The organism is Parahaliea mediterranea (assembly GCF_017255185.1).
GTDB lineage: Bacteria > Pseudomonadota > Gammaproteobacteria > Pseudomonadales > Halieaceae > JAFKCZ01.
Map to the genome: position 1 here is coordinate 1 of NZ_JAFKCZ010000016.1, position 22,915 is coordinate 22,915.

A 22,915-nucleotide genomic window follows, 5' to 3' on the forward strand; every position below is an offset into this window, starting at 1 on the left:
TCCAGCGGACTACCGAGGTTACGAAGCCCTAAAGCCATGCCCGGCAATCAGGCCATTCGAAGTTAGGAGCAACTCGCCACATTAAGAAGTAAGGAGGCAGACGCGCCGCATGCTCCCCGGAGCGGAACAAAAGAGGCACCGCCTGCCGGGGCACGACGCAGCGGCCGCAGGCCGCTTCTACGCAGGCCGCTTCTACGCAGGCCGCTTCTACGCAGGCCGCTTCTACGCAGGCCGCTTCTACGCAGGCCGCTTCTACGCAGGCCGCCTCTAAGTGAAGCGCACCAACAACATGGTTTGGATCCTATACTGCATGCTCCGCATGGCGAAACAGCATATCGTATCCCTTGCGGTGGGGCCCGACGTAGCGGCCAAAAGGTTGCCTCCCAGAAAGGATTCAACAAAAGCGGAGCAGAAGCTGCCCCTTTGCCCCGGTATGAGGCCGCGATCGCCAGGCCGACGCCTCCAACGCCGCCAAATGACCAAATCCAGGCCCCCACCAACCTACCGCATTCCCCCACCTTATCAGGTATAATGCCCGCCCTTTAAATGCCCAAGACCGGATGAGATGGACATAGAGCAGTACATGCAGAGCGTTGGCCGCGCGGCCCGGGAGGCCTCGGCGAAAGTCGCTGCCTCGTCCACCGCCGCGCGCAACGCCGCCCTGCTGGCCGCCCGGGACGCCCTCGACGGAGCGCGGGAGGCACTGGCCGAGGCCAATGCGCGGGACATGGCGCGCGGGCGCGACAACGACCTGGATGCGCCGCTGCTCGACCGGCTCGAACTCACTCCGGCGCGCATCGACGCCATGCTCGAGGGCCTGGCGCAGGTTGCTGCGCTGCCCGATCCGGTCGGCAGTATCAGCGACATGAACACCATGCCCAGCGGCATTTGCGTGGGCAAAATGCGTGTGCCCCTGGGGGTGATCGGCATCATCTACGAGTCCCGGCCCAACGTCACCGTCGAGGCCGCCAGCCTGTGCCTCAAGTCCGGCAATGCCACCATTCTCCGCGGCGGCTCCGAGGCGCTGTCTTCCAACTGCGCCATCGCCGCCTGCCTGGCCGAGGGCCTGCGCGGCGCCGGCCTGCCGGAGGCCGCGGTGCAGGTGCTCGAGACCGCCGACCGGGCGGCCGTGGGGCAGTTGATTGCCATGCCCGAGTTCGTCGACGTCATCGTACCCCGGGGCGGCAAGGGCCTGATCGAGCGTATCAGTCGCGACGCCCGGGTGCCGGTGATCAAGCACCTCGACGGCGTATGCCACGTGTATATCGATGAGGGCGCCGACCTCGACATGGCCCTCGACATCGCCGTCAACGCCAAGACCCATCGCTACGGTACCTGCAACACCATGGAGACCCTGCTGGTGTCCGCCGCCGAGGCCGCGGCGGTGCTGCCGCGGCTGGCGGTGGCCTACGCCGACGCCGGGGTGGAGCTGCGGGGTTGCGAGCGCACCCGGCGGGTGCTGTCGGGTGTCGCCGTCGCCAGTGAACAGGACTGGTACGAGGAGTACCTGGCGCCAGTGCTGGCGGTGAAGGTGGTGGACGGCCTGGAGCCGGCCATTGCCCACATCAACCGCTACGGTTCGCACCACACCGACAGCATTGTCACCCGCGATCACGGCCGCGCCATGCGCTTCCTGCGGGAAGTGGATTCCAGCTCGGTAATGATCAATGCCTCGACCCGCTTCGCCGACGGTTTCGAGTACGGCCTGGGCGCCGAGATCGGCATTTCCACCGACAAGCTGCACGCCCGCGGCCCGGTGGGCCTGGAAGGCCTGACATCGCAGAAATACGTGGTGCTGGGCGAGGGGCAGGTCCGCTCTTGACCCCGGCTGTGGCGTCCGGCCCCGTCGGGGTGTTCGGCGGAACCTTCAACCCGGTCCACCTCGGCCACCTGCGTTCGGCGGTGGAGCTGGTGGAGCTGCTGGGGCTCGACTACCTGAACCTGATGCCCTGCGCGCGGCCGCCGCACCGGGAGGCGCCGGATTGCAGCGCGGAGGACCGCGCGCGCATGGTGGAGCTGGCGGTGCGCGACGAGCCGCGGCTGCGCTGCGACCGGCGCGAACTGCGGCGCGCCGGCGCCTCCTACAGCGTGGATTCCCTGGCCGAGCTGCGCGCGGAGCTGGGCCCCGGGCGCAGTCTCTGCCTGGTGGTGGGTTTCGACGCGGTGGCGGCGCTGGACAGTTGGCACCGCTGGCGGGCGTTGCTCGATCACGCCCACCTGGTGGTGATCGCCCGCCCCGGCTGGCAACTGCCAGCGGAGGGGGACGTGGCCCGCTGGCTGCGCGAACACCGCGCCCGGGACGGCGCGGCGCTCGCCGCGAGTCCCGCCGGGCGGGTGCTGGTGGCGGAGCTGCGCCCGCTGGATATCTCCTCCACCGAGATCCGCGCGCTGCTGGCGGCCGGGCGCTCGGCGCGCTTCCTGCTGCCGGAGCCGGTCCTGGACTATATTGAGAGTCACCACCTTTATCGACGCGGGAGTCCCGCCCATGACAACACCGGAAATACCACTGGATAAGCTGGATGCAAGCTGAACAACTCAAACAGATCGTTAACGACGCACTGGACGACCTCAAGGCCGTGAACGCGGTCACCCTCGATGTCACTGGCCTCACCGATGTCATGGACTACCTGGTCATCGCCAGCGGCACCTCCAACCGCCACGTGAAGTCCCTGGCCGACAACGTGTGCATGGAGGCCAAGAAGCAGGGGGTACGCCCGCTCGGCGTGGAGGGGGAGGACGCCGGTGAGTGGGTGCTGGTGGATTTCGGTGACGTGGTGGTGCATGTGATGCTGCCCGCCACCCGGGATTTCTACGACCTCGAGCGCCTTTGGGTGAAACCGGAGGTCGAGCAACAGTAGCGTGAGCCCTTCCTGATGCGCCTCACCGTCATCTGCGTGGGCGGCAAGATGCCTGGCTGGGTGAACGCCGGCGTCGATGAATACGGCCGGCGCCTGCCCCGCGAGTTCAAACTCGCCTGGCGCGAGATTCCGCTGGCCCGCCGGGGCAAGGACAGCAAGCCCGAGGCCCTGCGCCGGGCCGAGGGGGAGCAGATCCTCAAGGCCATCCCCGTGGGCGACCGGGTGATTGCCCTGGATGTGGCGGGACGACCCTGGACCACCCCGGAACTGGCGCGGCAACTCGACGACTGGCAGATGTCCGGCGACAACTTCAGCTTGCTGATCGGCGGGCCGGACGGCCTGTCCGGCGACTGCCTGGCGCGGGCCGAGCGGCGCTGGTCCCTGAGCCCCCTGACCCTGCCGCACCCGCTGGTGCGCATTGTTTTGGCGGAACAGCTCTATCGGGCTTGGACAATCACCGTCAACCACCCTTATCATCGCGACTAGATAGTCGCCGTCAACAACCCGCGCCCGCCGCGCTGTTTCGCGGCAACCCTGGTTCGCAGACTTCCCGGAAAACACCGCTGAATGCCGCAACACATCGCCCTCAAGGATCCGCATCGGGAAGCCCGGATCTACAGTGCGCGCACGGTTACCGCGATTTTTATCGTGCTCGGCCTGATGGCGGTGATCCTGGCGCGCTACTACGCGCTGCAGATTACCGAGTACGAAACCTACCGCACCCAGTCCGAGCGCAACCGGGTGCAGTTGCAGCCGCTGCCGCCCAAGCGCGGCCTGATCTACGACCGCAACGGTGTGTTGCTGGCCGACAACCGCCCCAGTCACCTGCTGTCGGTGGTGGTGGAGCGGAGCCCGGATCTCGAGCACACCCTCGATGAGCTGCGCAAACTGGTCCCCATCTCTGAGTCGGACCTGGAAAATTTCTACGACAAAAAGGCGCGGCGTCGCCCCTACGAGCCGGTGCCCCTGCGTTTCCGTCTCACCGAGGCCGAGCGCGCGATCCTGGCGGTGAATCGCCATCGCCTGCCGGGGGTGACGGTCGACGCCCAGTTGTTGCGGCACTATCCCCACGGCGCCCTGTTTTCCCACGCCGTCGGCTACGTCGGGCGCATCAACGAGCGCGAGGCCTTCGAACTGGACGCCTCGGACTACCGCGGCACCTTCCACGTCGGCAAGGTGGGGGTGGAGAAGTTCTACGAGGACACCCTGCACGGCGATGTGGGCTACCAGAACGTGGAAACCAATGCCCACGGCCGGGTACTGCGGGTGCTGGAGCGCTACGACCCGACACCGGGGGCCGACCTGACCCTGCACCTGGATATCGCCCTGCAGCGCACCGCCCACGAGGCCCTGGGCGAGCAGCGCGGCGCGGTGGTGGCCATGGACCCGAAGAGCGGCGGGGTGCTGGCGCTGGTCTCCACGCCCGGCTTCGATACCAACCTGTTCGTCAACGGCATCAGTTCGGCGGATTACGGGGCGCTGCGCGACTCCCCCGACGTGCCGCTGTTCAACCGCGCGGTGCAGGGGCAGTACCCCCCGGGGTCGACCATCAAGCCGCTGATGGCCCTGGCGGGCCTGGAATCCGGCCTGGTGACTCCCGAGTACACGGTGCCCGATCCCGGCTGGTACCGCCTGCCGGGGGACTCCCGCCGCTACCGCGACTGGATCCTCAAGATTCGCGGCACCGGTCACGCCCCGCGGGTGGATTTGGAAATGGCGGTGGAGGAGTCCTGTGACGTGTACTTCTACGACCTGGCGCGGCGTCTCACCATCGACGGCATGTACGAATACCTGCACCCCTTCGGCCTGGGCGAGCGCACCGGCATCGACACCACCAACGAGCGGCGGGGGGTGCTGCCCTCCACCCGCTGGAAGCGAGACAATATGAACCAGGCCTGGTACCCGGGCGAAACCCTCAGCGCGGGCATCGGCCAGGGCTACATGCTGGCCACGCCGGTGCAATTGGCGGTGGCGGTGACGGCCCTGGCCTCCGAGGGTCGGCACTTTTCACCGCGGCTGGTGAAGTCCGTCGACGGAGAGGCGGTGCCGGCACCGGAGCTGGCGCCGGTCGCGGCCACCGCGGATCACTGGCAGGTGGTGCAGGCGGCGATGCGCGAGGTGGTGCACGGCAAGCGTGGTTCGGCGCGCAGGATCGCCAAGGGCATCGAGTACGAGATGGCGGGCAAGACCGGCACCGCGCAGGTGATCGGTATCGCCCAGGGGGAAATCTATCGCGAGGAGGAAGTGGCTGAGCGGCATCGCAACCACGGCCTGTTCATTGCCTTCGCCCCCTACGAGGATCCCACCATCGCGGTGGCGGTGATCGTGGAAAACGGCGGTGGCAGCAGCGCGGCCTATCCCATCGCGCGTCGGGTTATCGACACCTGGCTGCTGGGCGAGGAGATCGCGGCAGTGGCGGCGACGGGGGAGGCCGGCTGATGGGGGATTATGTACGCCAGTTGCCGGGGCACTCCGCCGACCTGGCGCGGCCCACCGGCACCGCCCAGCGCCTGCACCTGGACCTGCCGCTGCTGGGCTTGTTGCTGACACTGACTACCTTCGGCCTGGTGGTGTTGTACAGCGCCTCCGGCCAGGACATGGGGGCGGTGATTCGCCAGGGGCGCTTTTTCCTGGTGGGGTTCATGGTGATGATCGTGGCCGCGCAGATCAGCCTGCAGCGCTTCCAGCGCTGGGGCCCCTGGTTCTACCTCGGCGGCATCGGCCTGCTGGTGGCGGTGGATGTCGCCGGCGTGGGGGCCAAGGGCGCGCAGCGCTGGCTGTCGCTGGGGGGCTTCCGTTTCCAGCCCTCGGAGCTGATGAAGCTGGTGGTGCCGATGACCGTGGCCTGGTACCTGGCGGACCGCACCCTGCCGCCGCGTTTCAAGTACATCATGGCCTGCCTGGCCATTATCGCCCTGCCCGCGGCGCTGATCCTGATTCAGCCCGACCTCGGCACCGCGCTGCTGATTGCCGCCAGCGGACTGTTCGTGGTGTTCATGGCGGGCCTGGGCTGGCGCTACATCGTCAGCGCCGTGGTGCTGGCCTGCGCCTCCGCCTGGCCGGTGTGGATGTACGGCCTCAAGGACTACCAGAAACAGCGCATTCTCACCCTGCTCAGTCCCGAGAGCGACAAGCTGGGGGCCGGTTGGAACATTATCCAGTCCAAGACCGCCATCGGTTCCGGTGGCTGGGACGGCAAGGGCTGGATGAAGGGGACCCAGTCGCAGCTGGATTTCCTGCCCGAGAGCCACACCGACTTCATTATAGCGGTACTGGCCGAGGAGTGGGGCCTGCGCGGCGTGATCATGCTGGCGGGCCTGTACCTGCTGTTGCTGCTGCGCGGCTTCTGGATCGGCCTGCACGCCCGCAGCACCTATGGGCGGCTGATGGCGGGCAGCCTGACGCTGACGTTTTTCGTATACATCTTTGTTAACATGGGCATGGTCGCTGGCTTGCTGCCGGTGGTGGGTGTACCGCTGCCCCTGGTGAGCGCGGGCGGGACCTCTGTGGTCAGCCTGCTGGCCGGCTTCGGCCTGCTGATGGCGGTGAGCACCGAGCAGCGCATGGTGGCCCGTTGACCCGATTTTCCGGAGGAGCTTCAATGGCACGACACCTGTTCCTGGCGATGGCGGCAATGGTTTGCTGGCCCATCATGGCCTGCGCCGCCGACAACTACGGCGACAATCCCTCTGCACGGGCTCTCATCGAGGAGCTGGTGACCGAGCAGGGCTTCGACCGGGGCAACCTGGAGGCGGTGTTCGCCAACGCCGAGCGCCAGGAGAGCATCCTCGAGGCGATCGCCCGGCCGGCGGAGAAGACCAAGCCCTGGCACGAGTACCGCCAAATATTCCTCACCGAGAAACGCGAGCGCGAGGGGCGGGAGTTTTTCGCCGCGCACCGCGAAACCCTCGCCCGCGCCGAGGCCGAAACCGGGGTGCCGGCGGAAATCATCGTGGCCATTATCGGCGTGGAGACTTTCTACGGCCGTATCACCGGCAGCTACCGGGTGATCGACGCCCTGTCCACCCTGGCTTTCGATTATCCGCGCCGCTCGGCCTTTTTCACCAAGGAGCTGAAAAATTACCTGCTGCTCACCCGCGACCAGGGCCTGGACCCGCTGGCCATGAAGGGCTCCTATGCCGGGGCCATGGGGTACGGCCAGTTCATGCCCAGCAGCTACCGCAGCTACGCGGTGGATTTCGATGGCGACGGTTTCACCGATATCTGGAACAACCCCGAGGACGCCATTGGCAGCGTGGCCAATTACTTCAAGCGCCACGGCTGGCGGCCCGGTGAGCAGGTGGTGACCGCCGCCACCCTGGGCGGCGAGGTGCCCGACGACTGGTTCAACAGCGGGCTCAAGCCCGCGCGCGCCGCCGGCGAATATCTGGAGGCGGGCCTGCAACCGGCGATGGCGCTGGACCCGGCGGTGGCGGTGACCGCGATGAAGTTCGACGGTGACGAGGGCTTCGAATACTGGTTGGGACTGCACAATTTCTACGTCATCACCCGTTACAACCACAGCGCCATGTACGCCATGAGCGTGTACCAGCTCAGCCAGCGCCTGGCGGGAGGGCGAGGGTGATGGCGCCGCGCCTCGCGGGGGCGCTGTTGATCGCCGCGCTGGTGGGCGCGGGCTGTACCACGACCCGCGACCCGGGTCCGGGTCCGGCGCCGCCCGATGTGGTCGATGGCGCGCCAAGGGGAAGCATCGCCCCCGGGGACGTGGTCGACGCGGTCCCGCGTCCCGACCCCATCCTCGCCCAGGGCAACAAGAGCCCCTACACCGTCAACGGTGTGACCTACGAGGTGCTGGCCGATCACAGCGGCTATCGCGAGCGCGGTATCGCCTCCTGGTACGGCACCAAGTTCGACGGCAGGAAAACCTCGAACGGTGAAATCTTCGACCTCTATGCCGCCACCGCCGCCCACAAGACACTGCCCATTCCCTGCTACGCCCGGGTTACCAACCTCGACAACGGGCGCAGCGTGATTGTGCGGGTCAACGATCGCGGTCCGTTTCATTCGGACCGATTGATTGACCTTTCTTACGGCGCCGCGGTCAAACTCGGCTACATGGCACAGGGCACCGCCCCGGTGGAGGTCGAGGTGCTCGAGGTGGTCGGCGTGGACGATCGCCGCGATACCCCGCTGGGCAGCTATCGCTACCTGCAGCTGGGGGCCTTCGGTTCGGAGGATTCGGCCCGGCGCCTGCGTCGGGAACTGGCCGGGCGCATTGACGCGCCGGTGTTCGTGGCGCCGGTGAACGACGGCGGCAAGCAGTTGTACCGGGTGCGCGTGGGTCCGCTGGACAACAACGAGGCCCTGCTGGCCCTGCAGCGGGAATTGCAGGCCGGCGGTTACGGCGCCGGCCAGCTGCTGCCCTGAGGTCGCCGTCCGCGGCGAGGTCTGTGACGCGGGCTGTTTTTTTACGGCCCGCCAATACTTTACGATTCAAGCAAGCGACAAGGTTTTGAGCTCTATGAAGCGCTTTACACTCTTTATTTTTCTGCTCTGTTCCACCCTCGGCGCCGGGGCGGCCACCGTTGTGCCGTCGCCGCCGCAGGTGGCGGCGGAGTCCTACATCCTCATGGATGCCGATAGCGGTGCGGTACTGGTGGAGCACAATGCCGATGTGCCGCTGCCGCCCGCCAGCCTGACCAAGATGATGACCGCCTACGTGCTGGCCGGCGAGATCGAGGCCGGCCGCGTCAAGCGCGACGACAAGGTGGTGGTCAGCGAAAACGCCTGGTCCCAGAACCCCGTGTTCGCGGGTTCGTCGCTGATGTGGATCGAGCCGGGCAAGGACGTCACCATCGAGGACCTCGAGCGCGGCATCATCGTGTCCTCCGGCAACGACGCCACGGTCGCTGTGGCCGAGCACATCGCGGGTAGCGAGGCCGCCTTTGCCGAGCTGATGAACAGCAACGCGGAAGCCCTGGGCATGAGGAACTCGTATTTCGTGAACTCCCACGGCCTGCAGGACGCCGATCACGTCACCACCGCCCGCGACCTGGCCATTCTCGCGCGGGCGATGATCGAGGATTATCCCACTCACTACGCCCTCTACAAGGAGCGGGACTTCACCTACAACGGCATCAAGCAGTACAACCGCAACACGCTGATGGCGGAAGACCCCAGTGTGGACGGGCTCAAGACCGGCCACACCGATGCCGCCGGCTACTGCCTGGTGGCCTCGGCCAAGCGCCGCGACATGCGGCTAATTTCGGTGGTGATGGGGACCGCGAGCCCGAATTCGCGCAAGAACGAGTCGCGCAGCCTGCTCAATTACGGTTTCCGCTTCTATGAAACCGTGAACCTGTTCGACGCCGGGCAGGAACTGGAGAAACCCCGCATCTGGAAAGGCGCCGAGGACTACGTGGCCGTGGGTCTGCTGGACGGGGCGGTGGCCACCCTGCCGCGGGGCAAGCGCGACCAGCTCAGCACCGAGCTGGAGTTGCGCCAGCCGCTGGAGGCGCCGCTCTCCCGCGGCGACGAGGTCGGCACCGTGCGCCTGACCCTGGATGGCGAGCCGGTGTTCCAGTCCCCGGTGGTGGCGCTGCAGTCGGTGGAGTCCGGCGGCTTCTTCGCCCGGCTCTGGGACATGGTGCTGATGTGGATCAGCTCCCTGTTCAGCGCCGGGTAAATGCCGGCCGCGACGCGGGCGAAAGGAGGTCACTATGACAGATAGGATAGAGGGAACAGAACAGGAACCGCCCAAGATCGAGTTTCCCTGCGAGTACCCGATCAAGGTGCTGGGACGCCAGCAGGCGGATTTCGAAACCGTGGTGATCGAGGTGTTCGAGCGCCACGCGCCGGGCTTCGACAGCGAGACCATTGTCGCCAAGGCCTCCAGCAAGGGGACCTTTATCTCGCTCACCATCACCATCATCGCCACCGGGCCGGAGCAGCTCAAGGCCCTGCACGAGGAGCTGATGGCCACCGGCCAGGTGCAGATGGTCATCTGATGCCGCCGCTGGAATTCAAGCGCCTGGGCGCCGAGGTCGATTACCTCGCCACATTCGAGGCGATGAAGGCCTTCACCGACCAGCGCGGGCCGGATACCCCGGATGAACTCTGGCTGCTGCAACATCCGCGGGTGTTCACCCAGGGCCAGGCGGGCAAGGCGGAGCATGTGCTGGCCCCGGGAGATATTCCGGTGGTGCAGGTGGATCGCGGCGGACAGGTGACCTATCACGGCCCCGGCCAGTGGGTGCTGTACCCGCTGGTGGATATCCGCCGGCTGGGCATCGGTGTGCGCGCCCTGGTGGACGTGATCGAGCGCGGCATTGTGCGCCTGCTGGCGGACTACGGCATCGCGGCCGCGCCCAAGGCCGAGGCCCCCGGTGTCTATGTGGGAGCGGACAAGATCGCCTCCCTGGGGCTGCGGGTGCGCCGCGGCTGCAGTTACCACGGCCTGTCCCTCAACGTCGACATGGACCTGGAGCCTTTCAATCGCATCAACCCCTGTGGCTACGCGGGCCTGCAGATCACTTCCATGGCGCGCTGCCTGCCGGGGCGCGAGCTGGACATGGACGCGGTCGGAGACGCCCTGCTGGCCGCCCTGGCCACCGAGCTGGAATTGGCCCGAAGGGAGAACTAGCGCCTGACCGGCCGCTTTTGCAGCTTGCGCTGCAGGGTGCGCCGGTGCATGCCCAGGGCGCGGGCGGTGGCGGAGATGTTGCCCTCGTTTTCGTTCAATACCCGCTGGATGTGTTCCCACTCCAGCCGGTCCAGCGAGGTGGGTTGCCGCGCTTCCGCTTCCGGGGCCTCGCCGCTGAAGGCGCGCAGGATGTCCTCCACCGTCGCCGGCTTGCACAGGTATTGGGTGGCGCCGGCCTTGATCGCCTCCACTGCGGTGGCGATGGAGGAGTAGCCGGTCAGTACCACCAGGCGCGCCCGCGGCGCGGCCGCCAGCAGTTGCGGCAGCGCCGCCAGGCCCGACAGCTCGGGCATGTTCAAGTCCAGCAGGATGTGACTGGGCCGAAAGTCCGCGCAGGCCCGCACCGCTTCCAGCCCGTTGTGGCACTCCCGGGTGTCGAAGCCGCGGCGCTGGAAACCCCGGGCGAGCACGCCGCAGAACACCGCGTCGTCGTCCACCAGCAGGATGCGATTCGCACTGTTCATCGATTATCGCTCCCGGTCCTCGCCAGTGGCAGGGTGACGGTGGCCACCGTGCCGCCGCCGGGGGCCGCCTCCAGGCGCAGCTCGCCGCCGTGGCGTTCCACCGTGGCGCGACTCAGGATCAGGCCGATACCCAGGCCGCCGCCGTTGTCGCCAGCGGCGGGCGCGCGCAGTTGCCGGCGCACCGCTTCCGGCACTCCCGGCCCGCGGTCGCGCACCGCGATGCGGGCCTGCCGCCGGTCCCAGTCCAGTTGCACCTGGATGTGCTCGCTGCCGGTGTCGGCGGCGTTGTTCAGCAGGTTTTCCAGCGCCTGGGGCAGGGTCTGGTCGAAGGCGATGGCCGGCTGCCGCGCCTCGCGTGGCCACTGCGTGGTGCAGGAGACCCGGGGCCGCCGCGCTGCCCAGTGCTGCACCGTCGCTTCCAGGAATTCACCTACCGGGCGCTGCTGGCGCCGGCCCGCGGCGCTGGCCTCGGCGGTCTGGCTGAGGTCCGCCAGGATGTCGCGGCACTGCCCGAGCTGGCTCTGCAGCAGCTCGCAGTCCCGGCGCTGTTCCTCGCCCAGTGCGGGGTCCTGCCGCATTTCCTCGACCACCACGGTCATGGTGGACAGCGGCGTGCCCAGCTCGTGGGCGGTGCCGGCGGCCAGGCTGGCCACCGCCATAATCTGGTCGTTGCGCAGGCGCTCCTCGCGCAGCGCCGCCTCGCGAGTCTCCTGGCGGCGCAGCTCCGCGGCCATGCGCACCACGAAATAGGTGATGAGCCCAACGCTGAACAGGAAGTTGAACCACATGCCCAGCCGGTGCACGCCGCCGCTGTCGCCGTGCATGCCGCCGGCGTGGGGGGAGAACAGGGGGAAGGGCTGGCGAATGTACAGCAGCAGGCTGTAGGCCAGCACCGAGGCGCCGGCGATCAGCCAGGTGTGGCGCCAGGGCAGCACCGCCGCCGCCACCACCACCGGCACAATGTAATAGGACACGAAAGGATTGTCGGCGCCGCCGGAGAAGTACATCAGCGCCGTCCAGCCCAGTACGTCCACCAGCAGCTGTGCCAGGAACTCGGCGTGGGACACCGGGCGCGGGCGGGTGGTGCGCCACAGGCTGGCGGCCGTCACCAGGGCCAGCAGCACCAGGCTCGCCGCCAGGCCAGCCATGCTCTGGGTGGTGCGGCTGGCCAGCAGTACGTAGGCCAGCACACCCGCCTGGCCGAGCAGGGCGATGGCGCGGATGGCCAACAGGCTGCGCAGGTTGGCCACCGATGGCGTGAACGCGGGTGACTGAATGGAGGAAGCGGTATTCACCGGCCCAGTATACCGCCAGTGGCGGGCGCTGCCCCGCGACAATGTGTCACACCCGGGTCATGCGCCGCGCGGCGAGTCATTCCCCCGGGGCGAAATCTTCGCGGCCAGTTGCCCGCTTCTGTCTACACTTCCCATACATGGACGCACTCGAAAAGCTTTTGTACCTGTCTGGCATTTCCGCGGATTTCCTCGGTTACGACGGGCAGCGGCAGGCCGTTTCCCGGGAGGACCGCTTGCGGGCGCTGCGGGCAATGGGCTACGACGCGGGGGACCCGGAGGCGGTCGATCGCGCGATCGCCGAGCTCGACGCGGAACCCTGGCGCGATGTGCTGCGGCCATGCTATATCGTGGAGGCCGAGGCGGCGCATGTTGCCCTGCAGCTTCCTCCCGGGCAGGGGCAGCGGGACTTTGACTGGGTACTGCAGTTAGAGGGCGGCGCGCGGCGCTCGGGACGTTGCCGGCCCGGGCAACTGCCGGAAGTGGGGGAGTACCGCATCGGGGATCGGCGCTACGCGGCGCACCGGCTCGCGCTGGGACAATTGCCGCCGGGTTACCACCAACTTTGCCTGCATGACGGGGAGGGGGACATCCGCGCGCAGGTCATCGCCTGCCCCTCCCGGGCCCACGACATGCCCGGCGAGGATCGCTTCTGGGGTGCTACCTGCCAATTGTACACGCTGCGTTCGGCGCGCAATTGGGGGGTGGGGGACTTCACCGACCTCACGGAGCTGGTGAATCAACTGGCGGGGCTGGGCGCCGACCTGGTGGGACTCAATCCGCTGCACGCCCCATGCAGTGACAGCCCCGATGCCGCGAGTCCCTACAGTCCCTCCGACCGGCGTTTCCTCAACCCGGTTTACCTGGACCCGGAGTGCATGCCCGACTGGCAGGAGTGCGGCGGCGCGGCGCTGTTGACCGCGGCGCGCGTCGCGCGGCGGCGCGCGCTGCACGATGCCGCGCGCGTGGACTACCACGGCGTCAATACACTCAAATACGAACTCTACGAGGCACTGTTCGCCCATTTTCTCGAGTGTCACCTGGATGGCGGCAGTGCGCGCGCCGACGAGTTCAGGGCCTTTGTCGATACCCGGGGGGCGGCGCTCGAGCACTTTGTCGCCCACGAAATGGCGCACAATCCCTATGCCCGTCGGTTTCGTGACTGTCCCCGGTTTTTCGGCTACCTGCAATGGCAGGCGCAGGCGCAGCTGGCCCGGTGTCACCAGCAGGCCTTGGACGCGGGCATGCGCATCGGCCTGATGCGTGACCTCGCGGTGGGCGCGGTGCGCCCGGGCAGCGAGGTCGCTCAGTTTCGCGGCCTGTTCCTGCCCGGTGTCACGGTTGGCGCGCCGCCGGATCCGCTGGGGCCCCTGGGCCAGGATTGGGGGTTTCCGGCCATGAGCCCGCTGGCGATGCGCCGCCAGCGCTTCGGTCACTTTATCGAGCTGCTGCGCAGCAACATGGCGGCTGCCGGCGCGCTGCGCATCGACCATGCAATGGCGCTGGAGCGGCTCTGGTGGTGCTTGCCGGAATCCGCGCAGGGGCCGCGCTCGGGTCTGTATGTGTACTATCCGCGGGAGGAACTGCTGGCCCTGCTGCGGCTGGAAAGCCAGCGCAGCGGGTGCCTGGTGATCGGAGAGGACCTGGGGGTGGTGCCGGAGGGCTTTCGCCGACGGATGCGCGAGAGCCATATTTACGGCAATCGCCTGCTGTATTTTGACACCCACCTGGACGGTCGCCAGCGCCTGCCATGGGAGCAGGTGCCTGACACGCTGCTGATGGTGACCAATCACGATGTGCCGACCCTGGCCGACTGGTGGTCGGGAAGCGATCTGCGGCGTCGCTTCGAGCTGGGCCTGATCGCATGCCCGGAGGTGTTGGAAGCGGCGCGGGCGCGGCGCCGGGAGGAAAAGACGCGGCTGCTGGACTGGTTGGTACACAGCGGGGTGTGGGCGGAGCCGTCGGAGTCCCTCGACCCCGACCGGGTGTTCGACATGGCGCTGTGCCGGGCCATCCACCAAGCCTGCGCCCGGGGCCGGTCGCGGCTGTTGCTGTTGCAGCTCGAGGACCTGCAGCTGCTGCGCGAGCCGGTGAATATTCCGGGCACCTGGCGCGAGTATCCCAACTGGCGTCGCAAACAGGGCGCCGATACGCGATCACTGCTGGCCGACCCCCAGGTCCGCGATCTGCTCGCGGCGGTGGACCGGGAGCGCAAATCTTGAACCGGCGGGCCGGGGCAGGCAGCGCCACCCTGTCGCGGGAAACGGTGGAGGCGCTGGTGCAAGGCCGGCACGGAGACCCGTTTTCCGTCCTCGGGCCCCAACCGCGGGGGCGGGACCTGGTGGTGCGCGCCTTCCTGCCCGGCGCCACCGCCATCGCGCTGCTCCCCGGGGATGGCGACGGATCCGCGCGGGCCATGTGCCAGCTCCATCCCGCCGGCCTGTACGAATGCACTTTGGCGCAGTGCCCCCGAGACCTTGTTTACCGCTTGCAGGCGCACTGGGGGGAGCGGCAGTGGCTGCTGGAGGACCCCTACCGCTTTCCGCCCTGCCTGAGCGACGGGGACTTTTACTATTTTGCCGAGGGTTCGGAGGAAACGGCCTGGCGCTATCTCGGCGCCAACCAGCGCACGGTGGACGGCGTGGCGGGGGTGCTGTTCGCGGTCTGGGCGCCCAATGCGCGGCGGGTCTCTGTCGTGGGGGACTTCAACGGCTGGGACGGCCGGCGGCACGTCATGCGCCGACACCCGGCCAGTGGCGTCTGGGAGCTGTTTATACCGCAGGTGGCGGAGCTGTCCCTGTACAAGTACGAGCTTGTCGACGCCGCCGGCGTCGTGCTGCCACTGAAGGCCGATCCCTTCGCGCGCTCCATGCAGCACCCGCCGCAGACCGCCTGTCGCGTGCCGGGCGCGGGCAACTTCAACTGGCGAGACGGGGCGTGGCTGGAGCGGCGCGCGGCCGCGCGCGCGGTGGCGGAGGCGATCAGTATCTACGAGGTCCACGCCGCTTCCTGGCGGCGGCGGGTTACCGAGGGCAACCGCTACCTGAGCTACCTGGAACTGGCCGACGAACTGATCCCCTACGTCGTGGAGCAGGGTTTTACCCACATCCAGCTGCTGCCGCTGAGCGAATACCCCTTCGACGGTTCATGGGGCTACCAGCCCCTGGGCCTGTATGCGCCATCGATCCGTTTTGGCGCGCCCGACGAATTGCGCACCTTTGTCGACCGCTGTCACGTCAGCGGTATCGGTGTCCTGCTGGACTGGGTGCCCGGTCACTTTCCCGCGGACGACCATGGCCTGGGCCGTTTTGACGGCACCGCGCTGTACGAGCACGAGGACCCGCGCCAGGGCCTCCACCCGGACTGGAATACGCTGATCTACAATTATGGTCGGGGAGAGGTCATCAGCTACCTGCTTAGCAACGCCAACTACTGGCTGGAGGAGTTTCATATTGACGGCCTGCGGGTGGACGCCGTGGCTTCAATGCTATACCTGGACTACAGCCGCCGGCAGGGGGAGTGGATACCCAACCCGCACGGTGGCCGGGAAAATCTGGCGGCCATCACCCTGCTGCGCGAGGTCAATCGGCGCATGTACGCGCGCCACCCGGGTATCCTGATGGTGGCCGAGGAGTCCACTGCCTGGTCCGGGGTGTCCCGGCCAGTGGATGCCGGAGGCCTGGGTTTCGGCTTCAAGTGGAACATGGGTTGGATGAACGATTCCCTGCGCTATATGGCGAGAGACCCGGTGCACCGCAGTTACCACCACGAGGAAATGACCTTCGGCATTCTCTACGCCTGGGACGAGAATTTCATTCTGCCCCTCAGCCACGACGAGGTGGTGCACGGCAAACACTCGCTGCTGGAAAAGATGCCCGGCGACGACTGGCGGCAGTTCGCCAACCTGCGTGCCTACCTGGGTTTCATGTGGGCCTATCCGGGCAAGAAACTGCTGTTTATGGGCGGTGAAATCGCCCAGCGCAGGGAATGGAACCACGACCGGGAACTGGACTGGGAGCTGCTTGCCCAGGGCACCCACCGCGGCGTGCAGCAGTTGGTGCGCGATCTGAACCGGGTCTACCGCGACCTTGCGGCCCTGTATCGCCGGGACTGCGAGCCCGGGGGCTTCACCTGGCTGCAACCCGACCGGCGGGGGATGTCGCTGTTCGCCTGGTTGCGTCTGGGCGGGGAGGGCGCCCCCCCGGTCGTGGTGGTGGCGAACTTCACCCCGCGGGTGCATCACGGCTACCGGGTGGGCGCGCCCCGCGCCGGCTGGTACGCCGAATGCCTGAATACCGACGCCAGTGAATACGGGGGCAGTGGCCAGGGCAACCTCGGTGGGGCGATGGCCGACGACCGCGGGGCGGATGGGCAGCCCTGCTCCCTGGCGATCACGGTGCCGCCGCTGGCCACGTTGATACTGGTTCACCGCCCGGGCGGGGAGGCCTTGTGAAAATCACCGCTGGCAATGCGACCGCGCTGGGAGCGACCCACGATGGCGCCGGTACCAACTTCGCGCTGTTCTCGGCCCACGCCGAGGCTGTCGAGTTGTGCGTATACGCCCCCGACGGCCGGGAGGAACTGGCGCGGTTGCCGCTGCCGGAGAGGACCCACGATATCTGGCACGGCTATGTCGAGGACCTGGGGGAGGGCTACTGCTACGGCTACCGCGTGCACGGGCCCTACGAGCCCCGTGCCGGCCACCGTTTCAATCCCCACAAACTGCTGCTCGACCCCTACGCCAGGGCCCTGCGGGGGCAGTACCGCTGGCACGACGCCAATTTCGGTTTCCAACACGACCACCCGGACCAGGACCTGGGCTTCGATACCCGCGACAATGCCGACCACGTTCCGCGCGCCGTGATCCAGGCCGCCTTCGAGCGCCGCGACCGGGCACCACTCCCCGTCGTGCCCTGGCACAAAACGGTGATCTACGAGGCGCACGTGCGCGGTTTCACCCGGCAGAACCCCGAAGTGCCCGCGGCGCTGCGGGGCACTTTTGGCGGCCTGGCCCAGCCGGCGGTGATCGACTACCTGAAGGCCCTGGGCGTCACCAGCGTGGAACTGTTGCCGGTGCACGCCTTTATCGACGAACACGCGCTCCACCTGCGCGGGCTCCGCAACTACTGGGGCTATAACACGCTGGCTTTCTTCGCCCCCCATCCCGCCTACCTCGGCGGTGCCGGACCGGAGGCCTTCCGCGACATGGTGGCGCGCTTCCACGACGCCGGCCTGGAGGTGATCCTCGACGTGGTGTACAACCACAGCTGCGAGGGCAATCACCTCGGTCCCACCCTCAGCCTCCGGGGCATCGACAACCTGTCCTACTACCAGCTGCTGCCCGGCGACCGCCGCTTCTACGTGAACGACACCGGCTGTGGCAATACCCTCAATATCGCCCATCCGCGGGTGATGCAACTGGTGACCGACAGCCTGCGCTACTGGGCCGGAACCATGGGGGTCGACGGCTTTCGCTTTGACCTGGCCACCGTGCTGGGCCGCCGGGAACAGGGCTTTGACAACGGCGCGGCTTTTTTCCAGGTGCTGGCCCAGGACCCGCTGCTGTCCACCCGCAAGCTGATCGCGGAACCCTGGGACGTCGGCCCCGGGGGCTATCAACTGGGACACTTTCCCGCGGGCTGGAGCGAGTGGAACGACCGCTACCGGGATACGATCCGCCGCTTCTGGCGGGGCGAGCCGGGTCAACTCCCGGAGCTGGCCCGGCGCCTGCACGGCTCGGGGGATATCTTCGAACACGCCGGTCGCCGCCCCTCCGCCAGCATCAATTTCGTGACCAGCCACGACGGCTTTACCCTGCGCGACCTGGTGAGCTACGCCCACCGCCACAACGAGGCCAACGGCGAAAACAACGAGGACGGGCACAGTGAAAACCTGAGCGCCAACCAGGGTGTGGAAGGCCCTTCCGCCGACCCCGCGATCGAGGCCCGGCGCTGGCGCATGCAGCGCAACTTCCTCGCCACGCTGTGCGTGTCCCAGGGGGTGCCGATGCTGCTGGCCGGCGACGAACTGGGGCGGAGCCAGCAGGGCAACAACAACGCCTACTGCCAGGACAACCGGCTGAACTGGGTCGACTGGCCCGGTCTGGACGGCGAGGCCCGGGCCCTGATCGCCTTTACCCGCAGGTTGCTGGCCCTGCGCCACCAGTTCCCGGTGCTGCAACCCAGCGTGTACCGCCACCAGCCGAACGACCCGACCGACGACAGTATCCAGTGGCTCAACAGCGAGGGGCGGCCCATGCGCGACAGGCACTGGCACGAGCCCGACAAGCGGGTACTCGGTTACCTGCTCACCGAGAGCGCCGACGCCGGCCACCCGGGTTCCCGCTTCCTACTGGTGTTGTTCAATGTCGATGAGCGGGCGCGGCGCTTTGTTTTGCCCGCGGTCCCGGTCGGGCATTGGTGGTTGTATGCCGATACCGCCGCCCCGGCCGCGCTGGCAACGGCCAGCCCCATCCCCTGCGGCGACCACATCCACCTGGAGCCGGTCTCGGTGCAGATCCTGACCGCGGGCCTGGCGCCGACGCTGGTCAGCGGCAACGACGAGAGAGTGACCCCCCTATGAACGCAGAGAAGTTGGCGGCGCGACCGCAATCCGGCATTGGCGATGACCTGCAACGGCACTACGCCCTGACCCTGGGGCGGGACGACGCCGGCTGCTCCCACCACTACCTCTACCAGGCATTGGTGCTGACCGTGCGGGACCGGCTGGTGGCCCAGTGGCGCGTTACCCGGGAGCGCTACCAGCGCGAGCCGGTCAAGGCGGTCAACTACCTGTCGCTGGAATTCCTGATGGGGCGCAGCCTCAACAACGCACTGCTCAACCTCGACATCCAGCCCGGGGTCCGGGAGGCCCTGCAAGCCTGGGCCTGCGACCTGGAGGCGGTGGAGGACGAGGAACTGGATGCCGGTTTGGGCAATGGCGGCCTGGGCCGGCTGGCGGCCTGTTTTCTCGACAGTTGCGCCACCATGTCGCTGCCTGTCACCGGCTACGGCATCCGCTACGAATACGGCATGTTCCACCAGCGCATCGAGAACGGCTACCAGGTGGAGTTCCCGGATCGCTGGCTGCGACACGGCAACCCCTGGGAGATCGAGTGCCCGGAGTTTACGCGCCGGGTGCTGTTTGGCGGCCGCACGGAATTCTACCGCGAGTCCGACGGTTCCCAGCGCGCGCGCTGGGTGGATACCCACGATGTGCTCGCCATCCCCTACGATATCCCGGTGCCCGGTTATCGCAACGGTACGGTCAATACGCTGCGCCTGTGGAAGGCGGAGGCCACCGACGAATTCGACCTCGAGGAATTCAATGCCGGAAGTTATACCGACGCGGTGGCGGCCAAGAACCAGGCGGAACAGATCACCATGGTGCTGTATCCGAACGACGCCAGCGAAGCGGGCAAGGAGTTGCGCCTGCGCCAGCAGTACTTCCTGGCCTCGGCCAGCCTGCAGGACGTGTTGCAGCAGTGGATTGCGCGCCGCGGGAATGATTTCAGCGAGTTCGCGGCCCACAATGCGTTCCAGCTCAACGACACCCATCCCACGGTGGCGGTCCCCGAACTGATGCGGCTGCTGATGGATCTCCACGGGCTGGACTGGGACCGGGCCTGGGCCATCACCACCGGCACCATGGCCTACACCAACCACACACTGCTGCCGGAAGCGCTGGAGGTGTGGTCGGTCAGCCTGTTCGGCGAATTGCTGCCGCGGCTGCTGGATATCATCTACGAGATCAACGCCCGCTTTCTGGGCGAGGTCGCGGATCGCTGGCCCGGCGACATCGAGCGCCAGGCGCGCATGTCGCTCATTCAGGAGGCGCCCGAACCGGTGGTGCGCATGGCCTACCTGGGCATCGTCGGCAGCCACTCGGTCAACGGCGTTGCCGCGCTGCACACGCAATTGTTGAAGCAGGGCCTGTTCAGGGATTTTCACGCGTTCAGTCCGGAGAAATTCAACAATAAAACCAATGGCGTGACTCCGCGGCGTTGGCTGGCGCACTGTAACCCGCGGCTCAAGGCCCTGCTGAGCGACACGGTCGGCAACGCCTGGATCGGGAATCTCGAGCAGCTGGCGGCGCTGGCGCCCCGCGCCGGGGACGCCGCTTTTACCGAACGCTTCCTGGCGGTCAAGCGCGACAACAAACGCGACCTGGCCGAGCTGGTGGAGCGGGAATGCGGCATTCGTTTTGATCTCGACATGATGTTCGATGTCCAGGTCAAGCGCATCCACGAGTACAAGCGGCAACTGTTGAATGTGCTGCACGTCATTCACGTGTACGACCGCGTCCAGCGTGGCGACACCGACGGCCTGCACCCGCGCTGCGTGTTGATTGGCGGCAAGGCGGCGCCGGGTTACGCCATGGCCAAGCGCATCATCAAGCTGGTGAACAACGTGGCCACCGTGGTGAACCGCGATCCCCGCATGCGGGATTGGCTGCGCATTGCCTTCGTACCCGATTACCGGGTCTCGACCATGGAGGTGATTTGCCCGGGCACCGACCTCTCGGAGCAGATTTCCACCGCGGGCAAGGAGGCCTCGGGAACCGGCAACATGAAATTCATGATGAACGGCGCGGTGACTATCGGCACCCTGGATGGCGCCAATATCGAGATCCGCGAGGCGGTGGGCGAGGACAATTTCTTTCTCTTTGGCCTCACCGCCACCGAGGTGGAGGCGGCCCGGCAATCCTGTGATCCCTCGGCCATTATCGCCGGCGACGAGGACCTCGCGCGGGTGGTAAACCTGCTGGAGTGTGGCCACTTCAACCTGCTGGAGGGCGGGATTTTCGAGCCGGTGTGCGCGGCCTTGCGAGCCCCCGGCGATCCGTGGATGACCGCCGCGGATTTTCGCAGTTACGTGGACGCGCAGCGCCGTGTCGATGCGAGCTTCGCCGACCGGCGCGCGTGGGGACGGATGAGCGTCCTCAACACCGCCTTCAGCGGCCGATTCTCCAGTGACCGGACCATTGCCCAGTACCGCGATGAGATCTGGCGCACCCGGGCGCTACCGGTGAGTGCCCATTCCCCCGGTGTCGGTCCGGCGGTTGGCGGCGCCGCCCCGTGAAGCTGTTGATGGTGGCGGTGGAGAACGGCGCCCTGCCCGGCGGCAAGGTCGGTGGCATGGGCGATGTGCTGCGCGATGTCCCCCGCGCGCTGGCGGCCCTGGGCCACGAGGTTGCGGTGGTCACCCCCGGTTACCAGCGCTTCTCCCGGCTGCCGGGGGCGGAGCGGGTGGCCACCGTGGCCCTGCCCTTCCGCGGTCGGCTGGAACACGTCGGGGTCTATCGCCTGCCACCGCGGGCGGCCGCTGCTGTCCGGTTCTGGGTATTGGAACACCCCCTGTTCGCGGCGTGCGGCGCTATCTACTGCGACGACCCGCCAGGGCGCCCGTTCGCCACCGATGCGTCGCGTTTCGCGCTGTTTTGCAGCGCGGTGGTTCACGCCCTGGTCGCGCAGCAGCTGCCGCGACCGGACGTCATTCACCTGCACGACTGGCACACCGCCCTGGTGGCGCTGTTGCTGCACGGCGACCGCGCCGCCGCCGCGCTCGCCGACACCCGTCGGGTTTTCAGTATCCACAACCTCGCCCTGCAGGGCATCAGGCCCTTTGCCGGCGACGAGTCGGCCCTGTACAGCTGGTTTCCCGGCCTCACCGTGCCGCGGGGAATGGTGGCGGACCCCCGCTATCCGGACTGTGTCAACCTCATGCGCGCCGGCATCAATCTGTGCCACAAGGTGCACGCGGTGTCGCCCACCTACGCCCGGGAGATACTCCGCCACGGCGAGGAGGGCGGCGGTGGCGCCGGCCTGGAGGTGGATTTGCAGGCGGCGGACCGGGAGGGCCGGCTCGAAGGCATTCTCAATGGCTGCGAGTACCCGGCGCCGGCGCCGGCGCCGCCCTTCGAGGCGTGGCCCGGTATCATCCGTCCCGAGCTGATGTGCTGGCTGGGGCGGTCGGATCAGGTGCGTTCCTGCGACCTGCTGGGCCTGCGGCGGCTGGACGACTGGGAGCGCGCCGGATGCGCGCGCCCGGCCCTGGTCGCGACGTCGGTGGGCCGCATGACCGCGCAGAAACTCAGTCTGCTCGCGCGGCCGATGGCGGACGGGCGCCCCGCCCTGGAGCATGTGCTGGACACGCTGGGCGAGGAGCGGTTGCTGGTGGTGCTCGGCAGTGGCGAGCCGGCGTTGGAGCGCCTGCTGACCCGCTGCGCCGGTGAACGCGGTAACCTGCTGTTTCTTGGGGGGTACTCGGAAACCCTGGCGGAGCTCCTTTACACCGGCGGCGACCTGTTCCTGATGCCCAGCAGTTTCGAGCCCTGCGGCATCAGCCAGATGCTGGCGATGCGCGCCGGGCAGCCCTGCCTGGTGCACGCTGTTGGCGGGCTGGTGGACACGGTGGTCGACGGCGAGACCGGGTTCCGTTTCGGTGGCGACGGGCCCGGGGCCCAGGCGGACGCGATGCTGGGCCGTTTGCGGGACGCTCTCGCGCTGCACGCGCGGCCGCGGGATTGGGCCGCCTTGTGTCGCCGCGCCGCGGCGGCGCGCTTTCCCTGGGAGGAGGTGGCCCGGCAGTACCAGGAACGGCTCTATCGCGGGGCGTGAAGGCCCGCCCCCGGGGCGGA

At 67.7% G+C, this 22,915-nt stretch carries 18 protein-coding genes; 16 read left to right on the forward strand and 2 right to left on the reverse strand.

Translation table 11 applies throughout. The features are described from left to right. The first annotated feature begins 565 nt into the window (after positions 1–565). The 11 genes from JYP50_RS18160 to lipB all read left to right on the forward strand — a co-directional run bounded on the left by JYP50_RS18160 (position 566) and on the right by lipB (position 10,461). Positions 566–1,822: a glutamate-5-semialdehyde dehydrogenase gene (locus tag JYP50_RS18160; RefSeq protein ID WP_206561982.1), complete on the forward strand. Its 1,257-nt coding sequence runs from the start codon at positions 566–568 to the stop codon at positions 1,820–1,822. An 8-nt stretch (positions 1,823–1,830) separates the two neighbouring features. Next, positions 1,831–2,514 (forward strand): nicotinate-nucleotide adenylyltransferase, encoded by a 684-nt coding sequence (gene nadD, locus JYP50_RS18165; protein ID WP_206561983.1) that lies wholly within the window; start codon positions 1,831–1,833, stop codon positions 2,512–2,514. Between the two features lie 5 nt (positions 2,515–2,519). After that, positions 2,520–2,858: a ribosome silencing factor gene (rsfS, locus tag JYP50_RS18170; RefSeq protein ID WP_206561984.1), complete on the forward strand. Its 339-nt coding sequence runs from the start codon at positions 2,520–2,522 to the stop codon at positions 2,856–2,858. A gap of 15 nt (positions 2,859–2,873) precedes the next feature. After that, complete coding sequence (rlmH, locus tag JYP50_RS18175; protein WP_206561985.1) at positions 2,874–3,344, forward strand: 23S rRNA (pseudouridine(1915)-N(3))-methyltransferase RlmH; 471 nt, start codon at positions 2,874–2,876, stop codon at positions 3,342–3,344. A gap of 81 nt (positions 3,345–3,425) precedes the next feature. Then, positions 3,426–5,297: a penicillin-binding protein 2 gene (mrdA, locus tag JYP50_RS18180; protein WP_206561986.1), complete on the forward strand. Its 1,872-nt coding sequence runs from the start codon at positions 3,426–3,428 to the stop codon at positions 5,295–5,297. Beyond that, positions 5,297–6,436 (forward strand): rod shape-determining protein RodA, encoded by a 1,140-nt coding sequence (gene rodA / locus JYP50_RS18185; RefSeq protein WP_206561987.1) that lies wholly within the window; start codon positions 5,297–5,299, stop codon positions 6,434–6,436. The genes mrdA and rodA overlap by 1 nt, the downstream gene beginning before the upstream one ends. Before the next feature lie 23 nt (positions 6,437–6,459). Beyond that, entirely contained in the window at positions 6,460–7,443 is a 984-nt protein-coding gene (gene mltB, locus JYP50_RS18190; RefSeq protein WP_206561988.1) for a lytic murein transglycosylase B, read from the forward strand. Continuing rightward, the gene (locus JYP50_RS18195; RefSeq protein ID WP_206561989.1) at positions 7,443–8,246 is read left to right on the forward strand and encodes a septal ring lytic transglycosylase RlpA family protein; all 804 of its coding nucleotides are present in this window, start codon (positions 7,443–7,445) and stop codon (positions 8,244–8,246) included. The genes mltB and JYP50_RS18195 overlap by 1 nt, the downstream gene beginning before the upstream one ends. Positions 8,247–8,340: 94 nt before the next feature. Continuing rightward, on the forward strand, positions 8,341–9,504 hold the full coding sequence (locus JYP50_RS18200) for a D-alanyl-D-alanine carboxypeptidase family protein (RefSeq protein ID WP_206561990.1): 1,164 nt from the start codon (positions 8,341–8,343) through the stop codon (positions 9,502–9,504). A 34-nt stretch (positions 9,505–9,538) separates the two neighbouring features. Then, positions 9,539–9,826: an HP0495 family protein gene (locus JYP50_RS18205; protein ID WP_206561991.1), complete on the forward strand. Its 288-nt coding sequence runs from the start codon at positions 9,539–9,541 to the stop codon at positions 9,824–9,826. Next, positions 9,826–10,461, forward strand: a complete 636-nt coding sequence (gene lipB, locus JYP50_RS18210; RefSeq protein ID WP_206561992.1) for a lipoyl(octanoyl) transferase LipB — start codon at positions 9,826–9,828, stop codon at positions 10,459–10,461. The genes JYP50_RS18205 and lipB overlap by 1 nt, the downstream gene beginning before the upstream one ends. On the opposite strand, the gene JYP50_RS18215 is transcribed toward lipB, so the two are convergent. Together JYP50_RS18215 and JYP50_RS22185 are read right to left on the reverse strand one after the other, a co-directional pair. Next, positions 10,458–10,985 (reverse strand): response regulator transcription factor, encoded by a 528-nt coding sequence (locus JYP50_RS18215; protein WP_206561993.1) that lies wholly within the window; start codon positions 10,983–10,985, stop codon positions 10,458–10,460. The two genes, lipB and JYP50_RS18215, sit on opposite strands and share 4 nt — an antisense overlap. After that, the gene (locus JYP50_RS22185) at positions 10,982–12,280 is read right to left on the reverse strand and encodes an ATP-binding protein (RefSeq protein ID WP_206561994.1); all 1,299 of its coding nucleotides are present in this window, start codon (positions 12,278–12,280) and stop codon (positions 10,982–10,984) included. The genes JYP50_RS18215 and JYP50_RS22185 overlap by 4 nt, the downstream gene beginning before the upstream one ends. A 137-nt stretch (positions 12,281–12,417) precedes the next feature. On the opposite strand from JYP50_RS22185, the gene malQ reads away from it, so the two are divergent. Genes malQ through JYP50_RS18245 form a run of 5 tightly spaced genes read left to right on the forward strand, consistent with a single transcriptional unit; the run spans position 12,418 to position 22,895 of the window. Then, positions 12,418–14,499 (forward strand): 4-alpha-glucanotransferase, encoded by a 2,082-nt coding sequence (gene malQ / locus JYP50_RS18225; RefSeq protein ID WP_206561995.1) that lies wholly within the window; start codon positions 12,418–12,420, stop codon positions 14,497–14,499. Continuing rightward, positions 14,496–16,730 carry a 1,4-alpha-glucan branching protein GlgB gene (glgB, locus tag JYP50_RS18230; protein WP_241263301.1) on the forward strand — a complete coding sequence of 745 codons (2,235 nt, stop codon included), beginning with the start codon at positions 14,496–14,498 and terminating at the stop codon, positions 16,728–16,730. The genes malQ and glgB overlap by 4 nt, the downstream gene beginning before the upstream one ends. Then, positions 16,727–18,859, forward strand: coding sequence for a glycogen debranching protein GlgX (gene glgX / locus JYP50_RS18235; RefSeq protein WP_206561996.1), 2,133 nt, complete (start codon positions 16,727–16,729; stop codon positions 18,857–18,859). The genes glgB and glgX overlap by 4 nt, the downstream gene beginning before the upstream one ends. Continuing rightward, entirely contained in the window at positions 18,856–21,357 is a 2,502-nt protein-coding gene (locus JYP50_RS18240) for a glycogen/starch/alpha-glucan phosphorylase (protein ID WP_206561997.1), read from the forward strand. Before glgX ends, JYP50_RS18240 begins: the two co-directional genes overlap by 4 nt. Continuing rightward, positions 21,354–22,895, forward strand: coding sequence for a glycogen/starch synthase (locus JYP50_RS18245; protein ID WP_206561998.1), 1,542 nt, complete (start codon positions 21,354–21,356; stop codon positions 22,893–22,895). Before JYP50_RS18240 ends, JYP50_RS18245 begins: the two co-directional genes overlap by 4 nt. Positions 22,896–22,915 lie beyond the last annotated feature (20 nt).